Origin of the sequence: Moorena sp. SIO3E8 (genome assembly GCF_010692445.1) — a bacterium.
Lineage (GTDB): Bacteria > Cyanobacteriota > Cyanobacteriia > Cyanobacteriales > Coleofasciculaceae > Moorena > Moorena bouillonii.
In genome coordinates this window covers 1-18,398 of record NZ_JAAHHM010000078.1, presented here as the reverse complement: position 1 = coordinate 18,398, position 18,398 = coordinate 1, and the positions used below count along the sequence as shown (strand labels likewise).

Sequence of the window (18,398 nt, the reverse complement as noted above, 5' to 3'; positions counted from 1 at the left end):
ACTTCATAAAAACTAGTCATTTAATTCATCCAATTTTCATATTTGTGAAAGCAAAATAAAAACAAATGAATGAAAAAATACGTGATTTTACTTAATTAGCGCAAGCTAAAATCACAATTTTTATACTATAGGGTGCAATTAAAAAGTATTTTTGAGGAGAAATAAACATGTCTACTAATTCCACTAACACAATAGTTTTGACTTTCGATGAACTGCCCTTTCAACCCGTTGATGATCTGAGTTTCATGGGGGTGACATTTGATTTCAAAGTAGATGGGGTAGATTCAACGGATGCCAATTATGCTGACGTCGGTCCAGGCTCAATTTTCTTTGTACAGGATCCGAGTTTGGAAGGTGATGCCGCCGGAATCCTAACCCTTGACTTTGATGCACCGGTTTCCGAGCTTGAGTTTGGGGTGGCGCTGAGTACCTTTGGTACTCTCACACCTGGTTTTACAGTGGAACTGTTTGATGGCTCTACATTGGTAGATGAGATCGAAGTTGATACTAGTTCACTGCCAATCTTTACCGAGGGTCTGTTCTCCTTTTCTGATAGAGATACACCAATAGACCGGGTTGTGATCGATTTTGATGATGCCGCTGCTTTCCGCTTCGCCCTTGACAACCTTAGCTTCGAGGAAGCTGGTGTTACCCTAATCGGTACTTCCAACAATGACATCCTCGAAGGTGGCGGAGGTGACGATATTATCAAAGGGCTTAACAGTAAAGATCTTCTTATAGGACTTGCTGGAGAAGACTACATGGACGGTGGTGACGGTGACGATCTACTGTTTGGAGGGAACGGTCATGACACCCTCAAAGGTGGCAATGGTCAGGATACCCTCATTGGCGGGGCTCATGACGATATCCTGGAAGGTGGCAAGGGTGACGATTGGCTTTATGGTCAAGAAGGCGATGATCTGCTTAATGGTGGCCAGGGTCAAGATCAACTATTAGGTGGTTTCGGTAATGATACTCTTATTGGTGGTCCAGGAGATGACATTTTAACTGGTGGCAGTGGGCAAGATACCTTTGTCTTGTCAACAGTAGGCAAAGTTACCATCACTGACTTTACCGATGGCGAAGATCTCTTGCAGTTAGATGGTCTGACTTTTGGTCAGATTTCAATTTTTGAACAAAATGACGATACCATAATCACCACCATCAATAATCAACCATTAGCTGTCTTGAGTGGTGTAGATTTTGGTGATATTACAGAGGCAGATTTTGTGCTTTAATATCCTGTTTTCTTGATTGATAATTTATAAAATAGGTTAGCAAAGGGTAAAGGTTAAAGGTTAAAGGTTAAAGGAATTTGAAATAAACCTTGATAACCTTTACCCTTCTCAGCGACGTCTAGGACAACTATTTCCCAGCAAATTCTGGCAGGTACTAGCAAAAGCTGTAAATGTATCCATCTTTTCGATGTATCGCCGATATATCTTGAGGCTTGCAACTTTTGTAGCCCTTCGTTCCTAACGGGGTAAATCCAAAGCTTCCTTTGCTTCTAGGGGTTACTTTGCCTATCCCCAGTTTTTGATGCTTGGCTATATCTCCAGTTACCCAACCCTTGATCGGCTTTAATGGATTATGTCTGATGGGGTAACCGTATTTATTGAGTGCTGCTTTTTGTCTGCCTCCCTGTCCCTTGCAAATGACCAACAGCGGCTGAGTAGTTCTCAAGATCAAGGTTTCAATATCACCGACACAAGCGGCATCAATCCAGTGCTGCTTAGGAAACCTTAATTTAGTCCGGTTGTACTTAGTTTGTGATCCTGTCCCGGTAACCACAGGTTTGATTCCTCGAAGTACTTTTACTAACTTGTTGCGAGTTGCATTCACCGCTGCCGCATCCGGTAATGGTTGCTTGGCTTTGGTTTTAATTTTTTGAAGTAGACTTGGTTTCTTCTTAAGGAATTCCTCTATGGGTTTATTTCCTTTCCGTTGATTACATTTCTCGCAGGCTAGGCAAAGATTACTGACCCGATCACTTCCGCCTTTAGACTTTGGTTGAATGTGTTCGATTTGCAATGGTACGGATTGTTTACCGCAGTAAGTGCATTCCCTTCCCCATTTTTCTAGTAAGTACTCTCTAACTTCATATCCAGCTAGCTCCCCTTGTTGATACTCAACACCACTGATTTCAGGGTTCTGCATTTTTTGGGTATCAAACTTAACTATTTCGACCCAAACCTCATTGATTGGACAGAACTTAATTAATCGTTTCACCCAGGTTTCAATAGTCAAAACCCTGTGCTCTAAGCTAGGGGCAAGCCAGCCTTCTGGACGTCTACGGTTAAGGAATCTGGGTTTTCTGTAGCGGGTGTTGCGATTACGCCTTCCGCGTCTTACAGCTTTTCGAGACTCTAGTTTTTTCTTGATTAATCCTCCTCTGTGCTCTAATTCCATTCCCCAGATAACTTGGTTGTTTTGGACTAGGGCAAATCCGGTAACCTTGCTGCCAGGATCAATCTTGAGTTGACAAGGTAATATGGTTGGATTATCGACCGCAGTCTTTAATATGATCGTAAACGGGTACATCCGAAATACAGCAGCTTTACCTTTGTTTAATAACCGGCGGGCTTTTTTTGGGGAAATCGGGTTTAATGGTTGTTTGTTTGTATCAATGACAAATACATAATTTTGCATTTTTAGTGCATCTCAATTCGGTAATGTGTTCCTCGACAATGTTGGAATGGCTTGTTTGGCTAACTACACATTTTGCCTTTCCTTAATAGTTAGCGATAGAGCCGGGAGCTGGAGGTCACCCCCGGGTATCCTGACCAAACCAACGTAGGAAATCAATCCTTAGTCTGCATCTTCGCTAGGTAATCCCGGAGCTTGCCAGGAATTACCAGGCTTTAACGAAGAGCGACGACCAGGAATCAAACCCCGACGACCTTCCATTACAGACAACTGCAAAAACTGATACAGGTGCTCAACATGTGGGTTATCTGGTGGCAATTCCAGGGTTTGGAGGGCTTGAGTGAAGGGTTCTCCTGAAAGATAGAGCTTCCGGAATACATTTTTTAGCTGTCTAATTTCACCGGTTGTCAGTCCAGCCCGTTTAAGACCGATTAAGTTAAGCGATCGCACTCGGGATGGATTCCCCTCAACTAGCATATAGGGTGGAACATCCCGGTCAATGCGACTCATCCCACCCACCATAGCTAGACGTCCAATGTGGACAAATTGATGAATCCCCAAGACCCCACTAATTCTCACCTGGGACTCAATATAAACATGACCTGCTATAGCAGTTCCATTAGCGATAATTACAGAATCTTCAATCACGCAATTGTGAGCAACATGACTATAAGCCATTAGCATATTGCCATTGCCAATTACGGTTGCTTCTCCCGCCCCGGTGGCTCGGTTAATGGTGACGTACTCTCGAATTAGATTATTATCACCAATTCTCACCCAGCTAGGAGCACCATCATACTTAAGGTCTTGGGGTTCCGAACCCAGTACTGCTCCTGGAAAGACTTGATTTCTGGCTCCGATCTCCATCGGTCCAGAAAGAACCACATGGGCACCAATGGTTGTTTCTGGGCCAACTTTCACATTATCTTCGATCACCGCGTAGGCACCAATCTGAACTGTCGGGTGTAGTTCAGCACCAGGATGGATAACAGCAGTAGGATGAATAAGTGTTGCCAATTTTCCAAACACCAAAGTGACCAATGACTAACAATACTGGCAACTTTTAGCTTGCAGGTTGCAGGCTACAAGTTGCAGGTTGCAGGTTGCCGGTTGCCGGTTGCCGGTTGCCGGTTTAAGGTTACAGGTTACAGGTTACAGGTTGCCGGTTGCCGGTTTAAGGTTTAATGTTTAATGTTGCCGGTTTAAGATTTAATGTTGAAAGGTTAAGGTTGACTGTTGCCGGTTTAAGGGTTAATGTTTAGTGTTCCAGGTTTTAGTGCTAATATAGAACATTAACCTTTAACCTCCAAAGCCAAGTATTTCAACCAAATAACCTACCCTAAACCGAAGGCGAAAGGCGAACAACTAAATAAACAAATAAATAACTTTTAACCAAATAACCTACCCTAAACCGAAGGCCAAAGGCGAAGAACCAAATAACTTTCCTTCGCTCTTACTAATTATGTTTTAATCCACTATAGAGAACATAAGTTCGCCTTCTACTGCTTTCTTACCATCAACAGTAGCAACTGAGTGTATCTTACCAAAACGACGGCGCTTGATGGACAACAGTTCCGCAGTCATCACCAGTTGATCTCCTGGCACTACGGGACGCCGAAAACGAACTTTGTCAATCCCTGCAAATACGAATAATCCATCAGGACTATCGGGAATTTGGGTTAATACAATCCCCCCAACCTGAGCCATAGCTTCGACTATCATCACCCCAGGCATCAACGGTCTTCCAGGAAAATGTCCTTGAAAAAAAGGTTCGTTGAAGGTAACATTCTTGATACCTACAGCTCGTTTACCTGGAACATAGTCAATAATCCGATCAACTAATGCGAAAGGATACCGATGGGGGAGTAGTTTATGAATGTCTTCGACGGTTAGAACTGTTTTAGTCGATGAGTCATCATTGAGCTCCTGGGTACTTCCGGTAGAGTTATTTGGCGTGTTAACATCAGTCAGTGTGGACATAAGCGTACTTTAATATAATTACAGATTGCAGGTTTGTTTACTAATTTTTAAAGGTTCAACCTTCTTTGTATTTAACTTGCAACCCATGCGTTCAGCCAGCTTTTTGGCAAGTTGGACATGGAGATGGTGGCTAGCTTTATAGGCCAGGATGTGAGCGACAGGAAAACGTCCTAATAAACTCAAATCCCCTACTAAGTCTAAAAGTTTATGACGCACTGGCTCATTTGAAAATCGTAAGGGGGGATTAACCCATCCCTGTTGACCACAAACCAGAGCATTGTCCAAGCTACCACCTTTAATTAAACCGCGATCGCGCAGCTGGTCAATTTGATCAGCCAAGCCAAAGGTACGAGCTGGTGCGATCGCATCGGCAAAATTGTCCTGTTCTGGAGTCCAACTATACCATTGTTTACCAATAGCTGGTAACGCAAAGTCAATGCCATAGGTCAATCGAGTTTTGGGTGCTGGTAGAGCCGTTACAAAGGCATCTCCGTGATAAACCGAGACTGGCTCGTTTAATACAAAAGGAATAGGTGTTCTTCCTGAGGCAGTTAGGAGGTGAGGGGGTGTTAGGGTACCTCGAACTTGTCCGGGGGTAAAACTATCGTATGGTTTACCGTCGATGCCTTGAACCCCTGCTGCTACTAATCCCACCTCCTGGATAGCTTCCAGCCAAACCTTCGCCGAACCATCTAAAAGAGGCACTTCTGGACCATCAATCTCAATTTGAGCATTATCCACACCACTACCAGCCAGTGCAGCTAAAAGGTGTTCCACCGTACGAACGGTAGCGTTTCCATACTGGGTTGATGTGGAGAGTTCCGTAGACAGTGTGGTACCTGAAACTGCATCTATGTTTGCTGGAATAACCGGTTTACCTGGTAGGTCAACCCGCACAAAATATCGCCCAACTCCCGCAGCTGCTGGTAGTACCCTTACGTAGGTTGAAATACCGCTGTGCAGTCCGACACCAGAGCGTTCAAACATACCAGCCAAGGTGTAATATACTGAAGACATGTTTTTTGGTCAAGTTTCTATCAATAAATGCTGGAAAATTGAAAATTGAAAATTGAAATTAACCAATCACAAATCCCAATTAACAATTCACAATTAACCACTAACAATTCACAATTAACCACTAACAATTCACAATTAACAATTAAAACTTCTCTCCAATACCAAAGTGAAGACGACTGTCCCCTTCGGTATTCAAACCAAAGTCTACCCGAATCGGACCAAGTGGTGACTGCACTCTAACCCCAAGACCGTAACCGAGACCAGTACCGGGTAAATCTCTCTGCTCACCGGGTTCACCAGGAACAGAACCAGCAGAACCAAGGTCAGTGCCAGCGTCAACAAATAGAGCACCCCCTATGACTGAGAAAATTGGGAAGCGATATTCTGCAGTAGCCTGAAGGTAGCTACGTCCTGATGCTAGGTCTCCCTCAGCAAACCCCCGCACGGAGTTACTACCACCAACAATAAAAGCTTCATAGGGAGGTAAATCCCCCAAGATAGTGCCCCCTTGAATGTTAAAGGCAAGAGCCTGAGGTCCTTCGGTAAAGTTGGTGAATTCTACAGGGATATAGAAACTATAGCTACCTCTTAACCGATTCATTAAGATGCTGCCACTACCAATAGGAATAGATTGTTCCATGCCCAACCTGAGTAGGGAACCGTTAGTAGGTTGGGTTGTACTATTGCGTAAATCCCGCACTGCCCCTAACTGGACAGTAGTTAGGTCATCTTCACCACTGTCACTAAAGCTCAACAGTTCTCCATCTGTAGATTCAGGTCTAACATCCCCATCACTATCTTCAATGGCAACATGTTGATATTTCAAGCCTAGGGATGCTGTCCATTCTGACCGTTTAAATACATCTTGCGATAAAGGACGGCGAAAAGTCACTCCACCACCAGTGCGCACAATCCGGGGGCGGTCTCCATCATCATCATCATTAGGAACTTTAATATTATTCTCACCGCTGCCTCCATTAAAGACCAAGGAAATCGAGCGCCGTCGGAAAGCATTGACCGTGTAAGAAGTGCGGAAGGGGTCTCCTGCAATCCAAGGGTCTGTAAAGCTCAAATCGAACAATAGCTCTCGGGTTCCCAGCTGAAATTCTCCCCCTAAGGTCTGATTATTACCCCCTAGATTTTGCTGTTGATAGCTCACGGTACCAAAAAAACCACTGGCAGAACTCAGACCTGCACCAGCCGCAATCGAGCCACTACTCTTCTCAATCACATCTACTACTATCACCACCTGGCGTGGGTCAGTACCGGGTTCAAAGGAAAAGCGTACATCATCGAAAATCCCTAAACCAAAAACTCGCTGTAGGTCCCTTTGGGCTTTCTTCCGGTTAAATACACTACCGGATTTTAACTCCACTTCCCGGGTAATAATAAACGGGCGAGTATTACCCCCAACCGGTTCCTCCCGGTCAGTCATTGCTGGAATTGGGTTGCCATTTTCATCTACAATCGGGTTACCATCTTCATCGAGAAAACGCACCTTGACAGCTTCAATCACCCCTTCTGCCACGACCAAGGTGACTGTGCCATCCGGTGTGACTTGCTCAGCATCAATGACTTGAGCTAAGTCATAACCTTCTTCCTTATACCAATCGTTTAATTGTTTGATTCCCTCTTGCAGGTCTCGCAGATTCAGGATTGAGCCATATTGCTCACTGAAGATTTCATTAATTTTTTCCTGGTTTACGATTCGTTGCCCTTCCCCTGGGGGTTCTGTTTTGACTGCCACCTGACGCAATACTGGGTTAGCTCTGACAATAAAGCTAATCCTAACTCCCAAGGGAGTATCTTCTGGCTGAACATCCACACTGGAAAAGAAACCTGTGGCAAAGATAGCATTCACATCTTCCTGAAGCTGAGAGCGGGTGGTTGCTCGTCCTGGTCGGGTTTTAATCACCCGATAAATTTCCTCTTCCAGTTGGGGAGGTGCGCCAGTAATCAAGACTTCTGCTACCAGTACTCGTACCTCCTCCGAGTCAGAAGGAGGCTCAGTTGAAGGGGGCTCGAGTTGAGTGGGTTCCGGAAGTTGCGATAGTTGATCTGTCCCAAAAGGAGGTGTTAATTGAGCACTCCCTTCGATGCTATCGATTGATAAAGGAGGTTGAGTTGAAGGGGGCTCCAGTTGAGTGGGTTCCGGGAGTTGGGACGGTTGATCTACCCTATTCGGAGGTGTTAGTTGACCAATCCCTTCGATGCTATCTGGTGATAGTTGGGGTGGGTTTGGGCTAAAGGAGGGTAACTCTGCTGTTGAAGAATCTACCGGAACCACTACTTTAGTTGGTTTAGTTGGTACTGCCACCTGGGTTGGTGAAGAATTCGACCCTGAGAGAGTGGTAGGTACAGACTGCACAACACTCTTGGTCGGTACTGCGATCTGGGTCCGGGAAGAGTGAAGCACCGAGGAAGTCGTTGGTTTTGCCTGCACAGCAATTGTTTCAGGAAGCGATGCAGCGAGGTAGCGCGGTCTTGGGGAGGCAGCGCGGTCTTGGGGAGGCAGCGCGGTCTTGGGGGTTCCCCCCATGAGCGACTGCCGTTGGTTCCCCCCACTCGCTATTGCCGTTGGTCCCCCCCATGAGCGACTACCGGTGCGGTCTTGGGGAGGCAGCGCGGTCTTGGGGGTTCCCCCCATGAGCGACTGCCGTTGGTTTCCCCCACTCGCTATTGCATCAAGAACCGCTTGTTCAGAGGTAGCGCGGTCTTGGGGGTCCCCCCCATGAGCGACTACCGGTGGTGTTTTTAAGTCACTGGAATTCTGTTGAGGTGCATCCGGTAGGGACTGAATGGTTTGCCCACGGCTTGGTTTGGATACACCAATACTGGCAGTAGCAGCGATCATTGCTGCTAACAAAGGAGATAAACGCATTGTGTTGTTTGTTTTTGACACTTCCACACACCATTCCTATTGGGTCATTGGTCATTGGTAAACTCTCAGTAAGCCATTGATTACTGGTTGACGGAGGGCTAACAACTCCAGTGCCATAGGAGCAACTATTATATTAGTTATTAGTTGTCAGCCACAGTACCATGACTGAACACTTGACCTAAGCAAGCAATGCGCATGCCTGTTGTCTATTTTCGTTCGTCTGTGGTTATTTTTACCAATGTGCTGAATTTTTTTGGGTTACGGGTTAACGATGGCATCAATCCCGTCACTTGTTGTCAACCTGTCACGTCTAGTCAGAGGCTGATTAGAGTTTGCTCTCAAGAACTTTTTGTAGCACTTGCTGATAGGCTTGTTCTACATTGCCCAAGTCCTTGCGAAATCGGTCTTTGTCCATCACTCGACGCTCCGGATCAGTTTCAGCTTGGTTCCAAAGGCGGCAGGTATCAGGACTGATTTCATCGGCTAATAGTAGTTCTTCAGACGGGGTTAAACCAAACTCCAACTTGAAGTCTACTAGAGTAATGCCACACTGATAGAAGAAGTCAGTCAGAATTTGGTTGATTCGCAACGCTTGCTCAATCAGTTGTTTCAACTGCTCAGGCGTTGCTAGTTCCAGCAGTAGTAAGCGATCGCGTGTTAACAAGGGATCTCCTAAGTCGTCATTTTTTAAATAAAATTCCACTAGGGGCTTCGGGAGTACCCGACCTTCTGGTATTCCAGTTTGTTGACATAGACTACCAGCAGCAATGTTCCTGACTACCACCTCCAAGGGCACAATTTTTACCTGTTTGACCAACATTTGGTTGGGAGTAGGACGGTCAATGAAGTGTGTAGCAATTGCCTTCTCTTCTAAGACTTTGAACAAATGAGATGCGATCGCACAATTAATCTCACCCTTACCAGAAATCTGACCTCGCTTTTGGGCATTAAAGGCAGTGGCATCATCTTTAAAGTGAGTTAGCAGAATCTCTGGGTCATCGGTAGTATATAGGATTTTCGCTTTACCTTCGTAGAGTTTTTGATCAGGGGACATAATCAGTAAGATGATGGTTCACTGACAATATCTTGACAGATAGATTGAGCTATATCCGCGATTCATAAGGGGCTGTTTGCGCCACCTACGGGCGCACTTTATAAGCTCCGTCCCAAAACCGGATTGGGAAAACATGTGGCGCGTAAGCGCGGATCTAGCTCAAGTTTGTCACCAAAACCGAATATGCCCTTGTGTTTTGCGTAGTACAACTAAAACCTGATGTCTATTACAGCAATCACAATCATGCAAAATCAGAAATTTTGCTAGGAAGTTATAGTATGATCAGTTAAGTTAAGGTTAGGTTAAGAACGTCTGGTGCAGGCAATAGCTATGGTAGATCCATCTGATTTTTTATACCCTCACAGTCCCTATCACGGTCAGTTCAAGCCAGAAAACCTGGTTTTTAACGCTAATTTACAGGAATTTGCTCAAAAAGTAAACTACATCTGTAATCTCGAAACTGCTGGTAAGCTGCCTCCAGAAGAGGCTTACCAGCAGATTAAACAACTGTGGAAAGACTTGAAACAAAGCAAAAAGAGCCTGGGTATATAGGTATATAAAGGAAGAAATAGTTCATACTTCACTTCGTGGTCATCGTGTAAACTCCATCCCAGGAATCATCAGGAGGATGATCACAATAGTTTTTAGCTCGGTTAATATGGGTCTTGACAGGCCGGTCATTTGGTTGTATGTCTAGTGCATCAGTAAAATACTTGAGTGCCTGGTTAAAGTCTCGTTTGATGTAAGCATTACGCCCTGCTTGATACAAATCCAAGAACCGTTTTCTTTTATCGGTAAGGGATAGGTCGGTTTTGCCAATTAATTCATAAATCCTAACCGCTTGGTTTTTACCTTTGACCCGGATTTGATCTAACTCCCGCACCACAATGCGATCGCGGCACAAATTATAGGTAGACTCACTCAAGATAATATCGCAGCCATACTCTTTGGTAACGCTTTCGAGACGAGCACTTAGATTCACCCCATCTCCAATAACCGTATAGTCCATCCGTTTTTGGGAGCCGATATTGCCGGAAACCACTTCTCCAGAACTAATTCCCATCCCAATCCGGATTTCGGGTTGGTTGTTACCCCTGCGATTGGAATTAAATTTTGCTAAGCGTGAGCGCATATCTAGAGCTGATTTGACAGCCTTCCAAGCATGATTTGGCAGGGGTAAAGGTGCTCCAAACACGGCCATCAAGGCATCTCCAATAAACTTGTCCAAGGTGCCATCGTGATTGAATACAGCCTCTACCATGGTTTCAAAATACTTATTGAGCAACGATACCACCTCTGTTGCTCCGAGATGTTCTGTTAGGTTTGTGTAGCCCCGGATATCGGAAAATAGAATTGTTACTTCTTGCTTCTTGCCCTGCATTAAGGTATCTTCCCCGAGGGCTAAGACTTGATCAGCAACCCGTGGAGTCATGTAGCGATACATGGCTGTCTTCATACGCTTCTCACGAGTCATATCTTCTAAAACCACCAACCCACCCCGCACACTTCCCTCTGGGTTGAGCAAAGGATTGACGCTTAGGTTTAGACTGCGTTCAATTTCCTGAACTTGGTATTTTGACAAATAATAAGTAGATGAAGATTCTGTGTGGGGTATTTCATTCCAGGGTACATAAACATTCGGATCATCCCACTTTGGCATTGCCAGGACCATCGATGGTGATCCTAAATCCCCTTGAGGAGCTTTATACAGACCAATCTTCAGAGTTTGTTCTGGCATATAATGCCGAGTCCCCGTAGCCAAGCTATCTTGCCAACGCCACTGGAGATTGTCAATCGGCACTATATCCCAGATGTATCGACCAGTGAGCTTAGACTGCCACAATTTCCAATCGGGACTGCCTTTTCTACGATTAGGACCACCTAGGAACTTGATGGCTGCATCATTGATCATCACAATTCGTCCCTGCATGTCAGTGGAAATCACTGCGTCGGTTAGACTTTGCAGGATATCTTGCTGATATTGCTTTTCAATCAGGACGCTTTCAAACAGCTGGGCATTTTCCAGAGCTATGCCTGCCTGAATATTAAACGCCCTCATAAACTCTTGATCAGAGCTGGTAAAGTAGCCTTGGTGCTTGTTGATTAACTGGGTCACACCAATTAATTTATTTTTGGAGTTAAATACCGGCATACAAAGAATACTTTCGGTGCGATAACCGGTTTGTTTGTCAGTGGTCGGGTCAAAACGGTCGTCTTTATAGGCATCTGGAATATTGAGCGGCTTACCAGTGGATGCTACATAACCAGCAATACCTCGGTTGGCTGGTATTCTGATTTCTATGGTGTTTTGTCCATCCGCTGTAGCTACCTTACTCCACAGTTCGTTGCGATCTTGGCATAGTAAAAATAGCGTAGAGCGGTCCGCTTGCATTAGATCCCGAGCCTGCTCCATAACTAAACTTAGGGTTTGTTCGAGCTTCAGACTTTTCCCCAGAGACTCAGTTGCCTTGAGTAGAGCAATCACTCCCCGTTGGTTGCGAGCTGCCCGTTGAAATGATTGGCAGGCTTCGAGGATGATGCCAAGGTCGTCGGCAAAGTCCCGAAATTGCTTTTCGTCGGTACTATCGAAGGGCACACCGCCAGTTTTATTCAAAAAATTTATTACAGCAATCACCTGGTTATTGCGATTAAAAATTGGCATACACAGGAGGCTTTGGGTACGATAGCCAGGGATTTCGTCAAATTCTGGGTTAAATAGGGGATGATGGTAAGCAACTGACGTATTGAAAGACTTGCCAGTGGCGGCAACATGACCGACAACACCCTGATTGTGGGGAATGCGGCGTTCTATTGTTTTGTTCGTGTGACGTTGGGGAATGTTTGCCCATAGTTGACCTGTGTCGGTGTCAACCATGAAAATAGTGGCTTGGTCTGCCTGTAGGACTTGACCAACTTTTAGGGTTAAAGCCTCTATCACCTGCTCTAGCCGAGTTTCCAGAGCATCATTGTTGATCAGTGCGATCGCTCCCAGAAACTGTTGGAAATCAGCAGCAAAGAAATCTAACCAGCCGCTAAATTGAGGAATGGATAGGGTTTTGATGCGATCAATCAGATTACTGGTTTGTGAGGGTTGAGTTAACTGAGATAGTGTAGCGGTAACACTACTGGTGTTCTGTCTTGTCATACTTCGTCTGCTCCTGCCTTTGGAGGCGCGTGAGGGCAAGTCAACTGGGCAGATAAGAATTGCTGCGTTGATAAGTCTTCTATCGTCTTTGACTTCAAAAACATGACTTGACACCCTGGTTATCAGTAGATCTGAGGATATATCTATCCTGATTACAAGTTTGACATATCTCTCCAGTAAAAATCAGTACCCTAAGGGGTACTTCAATAGTGGATAGGTTTCCCTAAAACTGTTAAGGATTCTACTATTACAATAGTAAAATTTTCGATAAGATTTTCTAAAAAAGTCAGTAATCTCAACCGGATTAGGAACGCTTAGACCCTGAAACGCTTACCTTTCACGCTCCCAATCACCCTAGCTTAAACCGTTGAATTAGGCACAGTTAATTAGGCCTTAGGTTACGAAAACTCCAAACCTAACACCTAATATCGTTAATTGTGGGGTTAATTGTGGGTCAGACCTGCGGGATGCTTAGGCAGCGGAAGACATGGATTCGGAAAACACGATTGCCTGGTAGTAATTTTGCAATTGGCGTGTAGCAGCTGACCAACTCCAGCGTTCAGCTTCTGCTCTAGCATTGCGGCGCAGAGTTTCCCGTTCCTGCTGTTGTGCTAAGAGACGCTGAGTTGCTGCGATCGCTCCTTGCTCATCTGCTGGATCGTATAAATACCCATTCATCCCATCCGTGACAATATCGGGAATTCCTCCAGAGTTGGCTGCTACCACAGGACAACCTGCTGCCATCGCTTCTAGTAAGACTAGTCCTAAGGTTTCTGTCCTAGAAGGAAAGATAAATGCATCAGCAGAGGCAAAGGCAGACCCAAGTGTTGTACCGGTAAGGTAACCCACGAAATGAGTCGGGGTTCCAGCAAAGTGTGCTTCTAGTTCCTTACGGTGCGGTCCATCTCCTACTAATGCTAGGCAAGCGTTGGGAATTGCTTCTAGCACTAGCTTGATCCGCTCAATTTCTTTTTCAGCAGAAAGACGGCCTACATAAAGGAGTATGGGGCTGTCTGGATTTCCTTGGGAAAGATGCGATCGCATTTGGGATGAAGCTAACTCTGGTTGGAACGTTTCCGTATCCACACCTCGCTGCCACAAGTCTACTCGCTCAACACCATGGTCTCTTAATTCCTGTACCATAGCATTAGAGGTACACAAATTCAGCTCAGCTTGATTGTGACTAACCTTAATTAACTCCCACATCACTCCTTCGAGCATACCCAATCCGTAGTGCTGGAGGTACTGAGGTAAATGGGTGTGGTAGGAGGCAACCAAGGGAATATTCATCACCTTGGCATAATATAGACCTCCCAACCCTAATACTGCTGGGTTGACAACATGGATCAAATCTGGTTGAAACTCTTCTAATACCCCACCAATCGAGGGTCGTGGCAGGGCTAGCTTTAATTCGGGATACAAGGGTAGGGGAAAGCCAGAAACACCGTAAATTTTGGCTCCTTTGTAGGCTTTGAGTCCCCCTTCTGGGCATATAACTAGCACTTGGTCACCGTTACGCTGCAAATGTTCCACCGTATGGCGCAACCGGGTCACGATGCCATCAACTTTGGGTAGAAATGTTTCAGTAAAAAAAGCAATTCGCATAATTAGTGATTATTGATTAGTCATTAGTTATTATTGATTAGTCATTAGTTATTAGTAGTTTATAGTCCGTTGATCCAACTTGCGTGACCTTACTCGCTAAATGTATCAGGTTTGGGGCATTTGTTGAACATGACATTAGTTTATAGGTATTAGACCATTGGTGATGGTGTTTAGAGATTCCACCAAGCCCTTGACTCTAAGCTGATCGGTTTCGCTATAATCGTTGTTTATATGGAACCTTTTTTGAGGTCGAACCGCCAAGGTTAGAGTGAATTCTATAGTTCAGTAAATTCTGGGGTTGGGATCAGCACTTCTGACGCGAAGCTAGTCCTAGGTGCAAAGTGAAATGCTCCAGCAATCGAACCCCAAACTAGTTCATCGGTTTGGGGGTCACGTCCCCTATCAAGACTAATCAATTTTTCTTCCATTACTTCAAAGCTACTATCGAGATAGGTTTCTTTACTATTCCGTACCACCAAGCAAGCTTTACCTGGTTCTACTTCGGCTTTGAAGCTATGACCAGTCCAGGTAACATTGAACGTGCAACCAGGAAGCTTCTCTAACTGTTGGGCACTCAGGGATTTTAGACGTTCTAAATCACGGGAAGCTCCGTATAATAGTTTTTCATCCTGAACCTTGTAATTTTCGATTTTGATTTGCCCGTCTAGCTCAACAATCTTTAGCACCCGCACTCGGTAGGGGGTGTTGAGCATATAGTCATAGGCTTGCTCAAGGAACAAGCTACATCCATCTAGCACTGACCAAGGTAGAGGACGCATGCAGACGCGGATGTGAGCATACAATGGTGGATTCTCAAACGCCTGCTGTTGGTTACTAAAATCAGCTGCCATCCAGCGAGCTAAAGTAGCGATATCCGTAGAATGAGTCATTACCAGAAGTGTTGAACTTAGAATAGCGGGAACTTCGGATGAAGTAGTGTTTGATGCAGTTGGTATCTTTAGAATACATGGTATTGATGCAGTCCCTTATGGTTTGGGTTCTGCATCAATACCAATTGCTAAAACCTTTAGTTGACAAGCACCCATGATGACCCTGATCCAAAGTTCCCTATTCTGTATTTCCTGCGCCCAGCGCTATAGCTGATAGTTTACTGGCGAGAGCTTGGGAATCCCTCTGGTTTCTTTGGGCTATTTTAAACCTTTAATCCCAAACAACAGAAACTGTGTCACCTGAGCCTCACTAAAATTATTATCACTCACCAAAATTAAACTCTGAGTGCCATCACTCAAGCGCGGACCAAGGGTCATTCCCTCTAAATTATCTAAGTAAATCCCCAATTCACTCAAATCCAACAACAACTTTTTTTGCAGTGGCTTAATCTTGGCAATATTACCCTTGAGACTAGCAATTTTGGTGGTATCGGTTGCTCCACCGGTCACCACTTGATAAAGTTTGGCACTGAATCCAAATAAACCATAGGTACGCTCCAAACTCAGAAAATGTCCTGCAGTATCCAATGCTAATAACTCAGTCAAACCGTGAGCAATGGTGTTAGGGGGGTCTTGGTCGAGTAAGTAAAGATGTTCACTAACCAGCATTGGAGGAGTAACGTCTCCAATCAAATAGTGCAACCAACGAATTCCCGCTGCTTGTTCGGTATCTGTTTCTGGCTGGTCTTGGTGTAGGGAGTACTCACTGGCACTAAATAAGCGAAATGACTCTTGCCCACTGGCTGCAGCTAGGCTGATCGGTTCTAAGGTTAATGCTTCAAAGCCTAAGTTATCTTGGATACCATTACTGACTGTTTCTAGGTCAGTATCATTCGGTAGATAACGCTGGGGAATTTTTAAATTTTGCAACTGTTGTCCTGTTGCTATATCAAACTGCCGAATGAATGGAGCAATGCCTTGATTAGTAGCCCCTTCACTAGAGATAAATACAGAATCTTTTCCAGACCAAGCAATCCCTTCTGGATCTAGGGTACCCCTTACAAAGGTTTCACCATTTTTATCTTTGAGGAAAGTGACATCTTCCACTTCTACGTTTTCAATCCCTATGTTTCCTGTATCGGTGGGATTGAAGGTTAGTTTCAGGGTGTAGAATCGGGCTGGAGCTAATCGAGAACGATCATCAGAAACAGCTAAAAAGCGATCGCGTTCCCGATCATAGGCCAATCCTGACAATCCTCCCACTACTGTATTTTTGAATTCCGTTTGGGGGAGTTGATACTCCCCTAAGAAGTCCACGGAAAGGTTGAGGAAGGTGCGTTCTTCTGCTGTGATGGCTGGTAAAAAGCTACAGGTAGTGGTGAGGCTACTCAGGAATATTATTACCACAACCCATAGCATCGTTGATAGTTTTTTAGGTTTTCTTAACATTAGGTCAGTCTACGAGTACCTTAACTTACTTGTATTATTACGTGGTTCGACCAGAAGTGTTGATTGTTATAAATTAGGTCTGAAAAAAGCACCAAGCTGTATAATAATTGGTGCTGTATAAAGAATAAATTAGCGCGTCTTTTTTTTTGACAATCAAAAAAGACGCGATAGTTAAAAAAAATGATTTATTCGTTAAGTATTTTTAATTTATCTAATTTGTAAGAGATACTTGTTCAATTGTGCAGTTAGACCCTCAACTTGGGGGGCTTTCATAATGGTGTAATGGTCTCCAGTAATAGTGTGAGTTTGGAGATCACCATTAACTAGAGAACCCCAGCCGTGGGTTGGGTCTTCAATTACTGCTGGGGAAGTTTGACTAGCATTTATAAGGAGAAGTGAACCTGGATAAGCTTTTGGTTGATAATGAGAGTTTGCCATCATATTTGCTTGAAAAACTTCCCATAAAGACCGCATTTGCTCTATTTCTAGGTCTGATGGCAATATCCCTTGCTGTTTGCCTTGCTCAAATAGATGCTTGACTTGCATCGGATGTTCAAGTTGTCTAAGTGTTTCATGGGATATATCTAACTCTTGGCCATAGAGACCTCCCAAATCTTGAGCCAATTGATTTACTATCATGGCTTGATCTATTTCTGAAGGTTTCCGCATTACAGTGGGTGCATAACTGTCTATTAAAGTTAGAAGAGCCACTGGAGTATTTTTAGCCTGTAATTGTTGTGCCATCTCATAAGCAATTACACCTCCCATAGACCAGCCAATGAGGTGTAATGGTCCTTGGGGTTGAATTGGTTTTATTGCCTCAATATAATGGGATGCCATCTCCTCAACAGAAGTTAAGGGTTGCTGTTGCTGAAGGGGTGACGAAATAGCCTGAAAAGCTTTAAATGTAAAGCTTTCACCATTTTGTGCTAAAAAAAAGATAGGTCTCTTTTGTTCAACAAGACCTACCTATTGACAATGTTACCTGTATTCTACCAAAACCACTTAAAAAGTCAACTTAGTAAGTCAGAATACTTATTTATTCTAATTCTGCTTAGTCTCCTACAGACAATTAAAGAAGTAAATTTAGAAAAATTAGCAAATGCTCTATCAATTCCCATAAAATTTGAAAGTCGGAGAAAAAGAATACAACGATTTTTATCATTGCCTAATCTGACGATTGAAAAAATTTGGTTCCCAATTGTTAAAACGTGGTTATCAACATACTTCACAAATGAACAATTAATTTATGTAGCGATAGACCGCACAAATTGGAGTCGGATAAATTTCCTCATGATCAGTATAGTTTGGGATAAAAGAGCTTTTCCTATATATTTTGAATTACTTCCCAAATTAGGCTCTAGCAATATTCATGAACAGAAAACTGCCCTATCCTCAGTGATGCCACTTTTAAAAAACTATAAAGTTTGTCTATTAGGGGATAGAGAATTTTGCTCGATCAAGCTGGCACAGCACCTCCAGTCCTTGGGTGTCTATTTCTGCTTACGTCTTAAGAAGAACGAATTTATCGAAGTAAAAAAGGATCTTTTTATTCAATTAAATAATTTAGGCTTAACACCAGGATTATCTTTTTTTATCCAAGGAGTTAAAGTGACAAAGACCCGTGGTTTTACAAGTTTTAATGTGGCTGGTAAGTGGCAACGTAAAGTCAAGGGAGTAGCGCCGAAAGAAGGATGGTTTATTCTGACAAATTTGGAAAGTTTAGAGTCA

General features: G+C 44.1%; 14 protein-coding genes. 3 read left to right on the top strand and 11 right to left on the bottom strand.

Annotated elements, in window-relative coordinates:
* Nucleotides 1-167 precede the first annotated feature (167 nt).
* Nucleotides 168-1,238 carry a hypothetical protein gene (locus tag F6K46_RS26080; RefSeq protein ID WP_293053819.1) on the top strand — a complete coding sequence of 357 codons (1,071 nt, stop codon included), beginning with the start codon at nt 168-170 and terminating at the stop codon, nt 1,236-1,238.
* Nucleotides 1,239-1,392: 154 nt separating this feature from the next.
* Here F6K46_RS26080 and iscB read toward each other — a convergent pair whose 3' ends face one another.
* From iscB to purC, 6 genes are all read right to left on the bottom strand, one after another.
* Nucleotides 1,393-2,649 carry an RNA-guided endonuclease IscB gene (gene iscB / locus F6K46_RS26075; protein WP_293053822.1) on the bottom strand — a complete coding sequence of 419 codons (1,257 nt, stop codon included), beginning with the start codon at nt 2,647-2,649 and terminating at the stop codon, nt 1,393-1,395.
* 159 nt (nt 2,650-2,808) lie between these two features.
* Nucleotides 2,809-3,663: an acyl-ACP--UDP-N-acetylglucosamine O-acyltransferase gene (lpxA, locus tag F6K46_RS26070; protein WP_293053825.1), complete on the bottom strand. Its 855-nt coding sequence runs from the start codon at nt 3,661-3,663 to the stop codon at nt 2,809-2,811.
* Nucleotides 3,664-4,113: 450 nt separating this feature from the next.
* On the bottom strand, nt 4,114-4,626 hold the full coding sequence (fabZ, locus tag F6K46_RS26065; RefSeq protein WP_293053828.1) for a 3-hydroxyacyl-ACP dehydratase FabZ: 513 nt from the start codon (nt 4,624-4,626) through the stop codon (nt 4,114-4,116).
* An 18-nt stretch (nt 4,627-4,644) separates the two neighbouring features.
* A complete protein-coding gene (locus tag F6K46_RS26060) occupies nt 4,645-5,643 on the bottom strand; it encodes a UDP-3-O-acyl-N-acetylglucosamine deacetylase (RefSeq protein WP_075903194.1) in 999 nt (332 codons plus the stop codon).
* 142 nt (nt 5,644-5,785) lie between these two features.
* The gene (locus F6K46_RS26055) at nt 5,786-8,524 is read right to left on the bottom strand and encodes a BamA/TamA family outer membrane protein (RefSeq protein WP_293053858.1); all 2,739 of its coding nucleotides are present in this window, start codon (nt 8,522-8,524) and stop codon (nt 5,786-5,788) included.
* A 325-nt stretch (nt 8,525-8,849) separates the two neighbouring features.
* Entirely contained in the window at nt 8,850-9,578 is a 729-nt protein-coding gene (purC, locus tag F6K46_RS26050) for a phosphoribosylaminoimidazolesuccinocarboxamide synthase (RefSeq protein ID WP_075903196.1), read from the bottom strand.
* A gap of 330 nt (nt 9,579-9,908) precedes the next feature.
* On the opposite strand from purC, the gene F6K46_RS26045 reads away from it, so the two are divergent.
* Nucleotides 9,909-10,130 (top strand): hypothetical protein, encoded by a 222-nt coding sequence (locus F6K46_RS26045; protein WP_075903198.1) that lies wholly within the window; start codon nt 9,909-9,911, stop codon nt 10,128-10,130.
* A 28-nt stretch (nt 10,131-10,158) separates the two neighbouring features.
* Here the strand turns inward: F6K46_RS26045 and F6K46_RS26040 are convergent, their stop codons facing one another.
* The 5 genes from F6K46_RS26040 to F6K46_RS26020 all read right to left on the bottom strand — a co-directional run bounded on the left by F6K46_RS26040 (nt 10,159) and on the right by F6K46_RS26020 (nt 17,555).
* Entirely contained in the window at nt 10,159-12,723 is a 2,565-nt protein-coding gene (locus F6K46_RS26040; protein ID WP_075903200.1) for an adenylate/guanylate cyclase domain-containing protein, read from the bottom strand.
* 471 nt (nt 12,724-13,194) lie between these two features.
* Nucleotides 13,195-14,328, bottom strand: coding sequence for a glycosyltransferase family 1 protein (locus F6K46_RS26035; RefSeq protein WP_075903202.1), 1,134 nt, complete (start codon nt 14,326-14,328; stop codon nt 13,195-13,197).
* Between the two features lie 275 nt (nt 14,329-14,603).
* The gene (locus F6K46_RS26030) at nt 14,604-15,218 is read right to left on the bottom strand and encodes a chromophore lyase CpcT/CpeT (protein ID WP_075903204.1); all 615 of its coding nucleotides are present in this window, start codon (nt 15,216-15,218) and stop codon (nt 14,604-14,606) included.
* Between the two features lie 258 nt (nt 15,219-15,476).
* Nucleotides 15,477-16,637: an esterase-like activity of phytase family protein gene (locus F6K46_RS26025; protein ID WP_075903206.1), complete on the bottom strand. Its 1,161-nt coding sequence runs from the start codon at nt 16,635-16,637 to the stop codon at nt 15,477-15,479.
* Between the two features lie 237 nt (nt 16,638-16,874).
* Nucleotides 16,875-17,555: a thioesterase domain-containing protein gene (locus F6K46_RS26020; RefSeq protein ID WP_293068776.1), complete on the bottom strand. Its 681-nt coding sequence runs from the start codon at nt 17,553-17,555 to the stop codon at nt 16,875-16,877.
* Nucleotides 17,556-17,645: 90 nt separating this feature from the next.
* Between F6K46_RS26020 and F6K46_RS26015 the strand changes: the two genes are divergently transcribed.
* A partial coding sequence (locus tag F6K46_RS26015) for an IS4 family transposase (RefSeq protein WP_293068926.1) occupies nt 17,646-18,398 on the top strand: 753 nt, incomplete at its 3' end.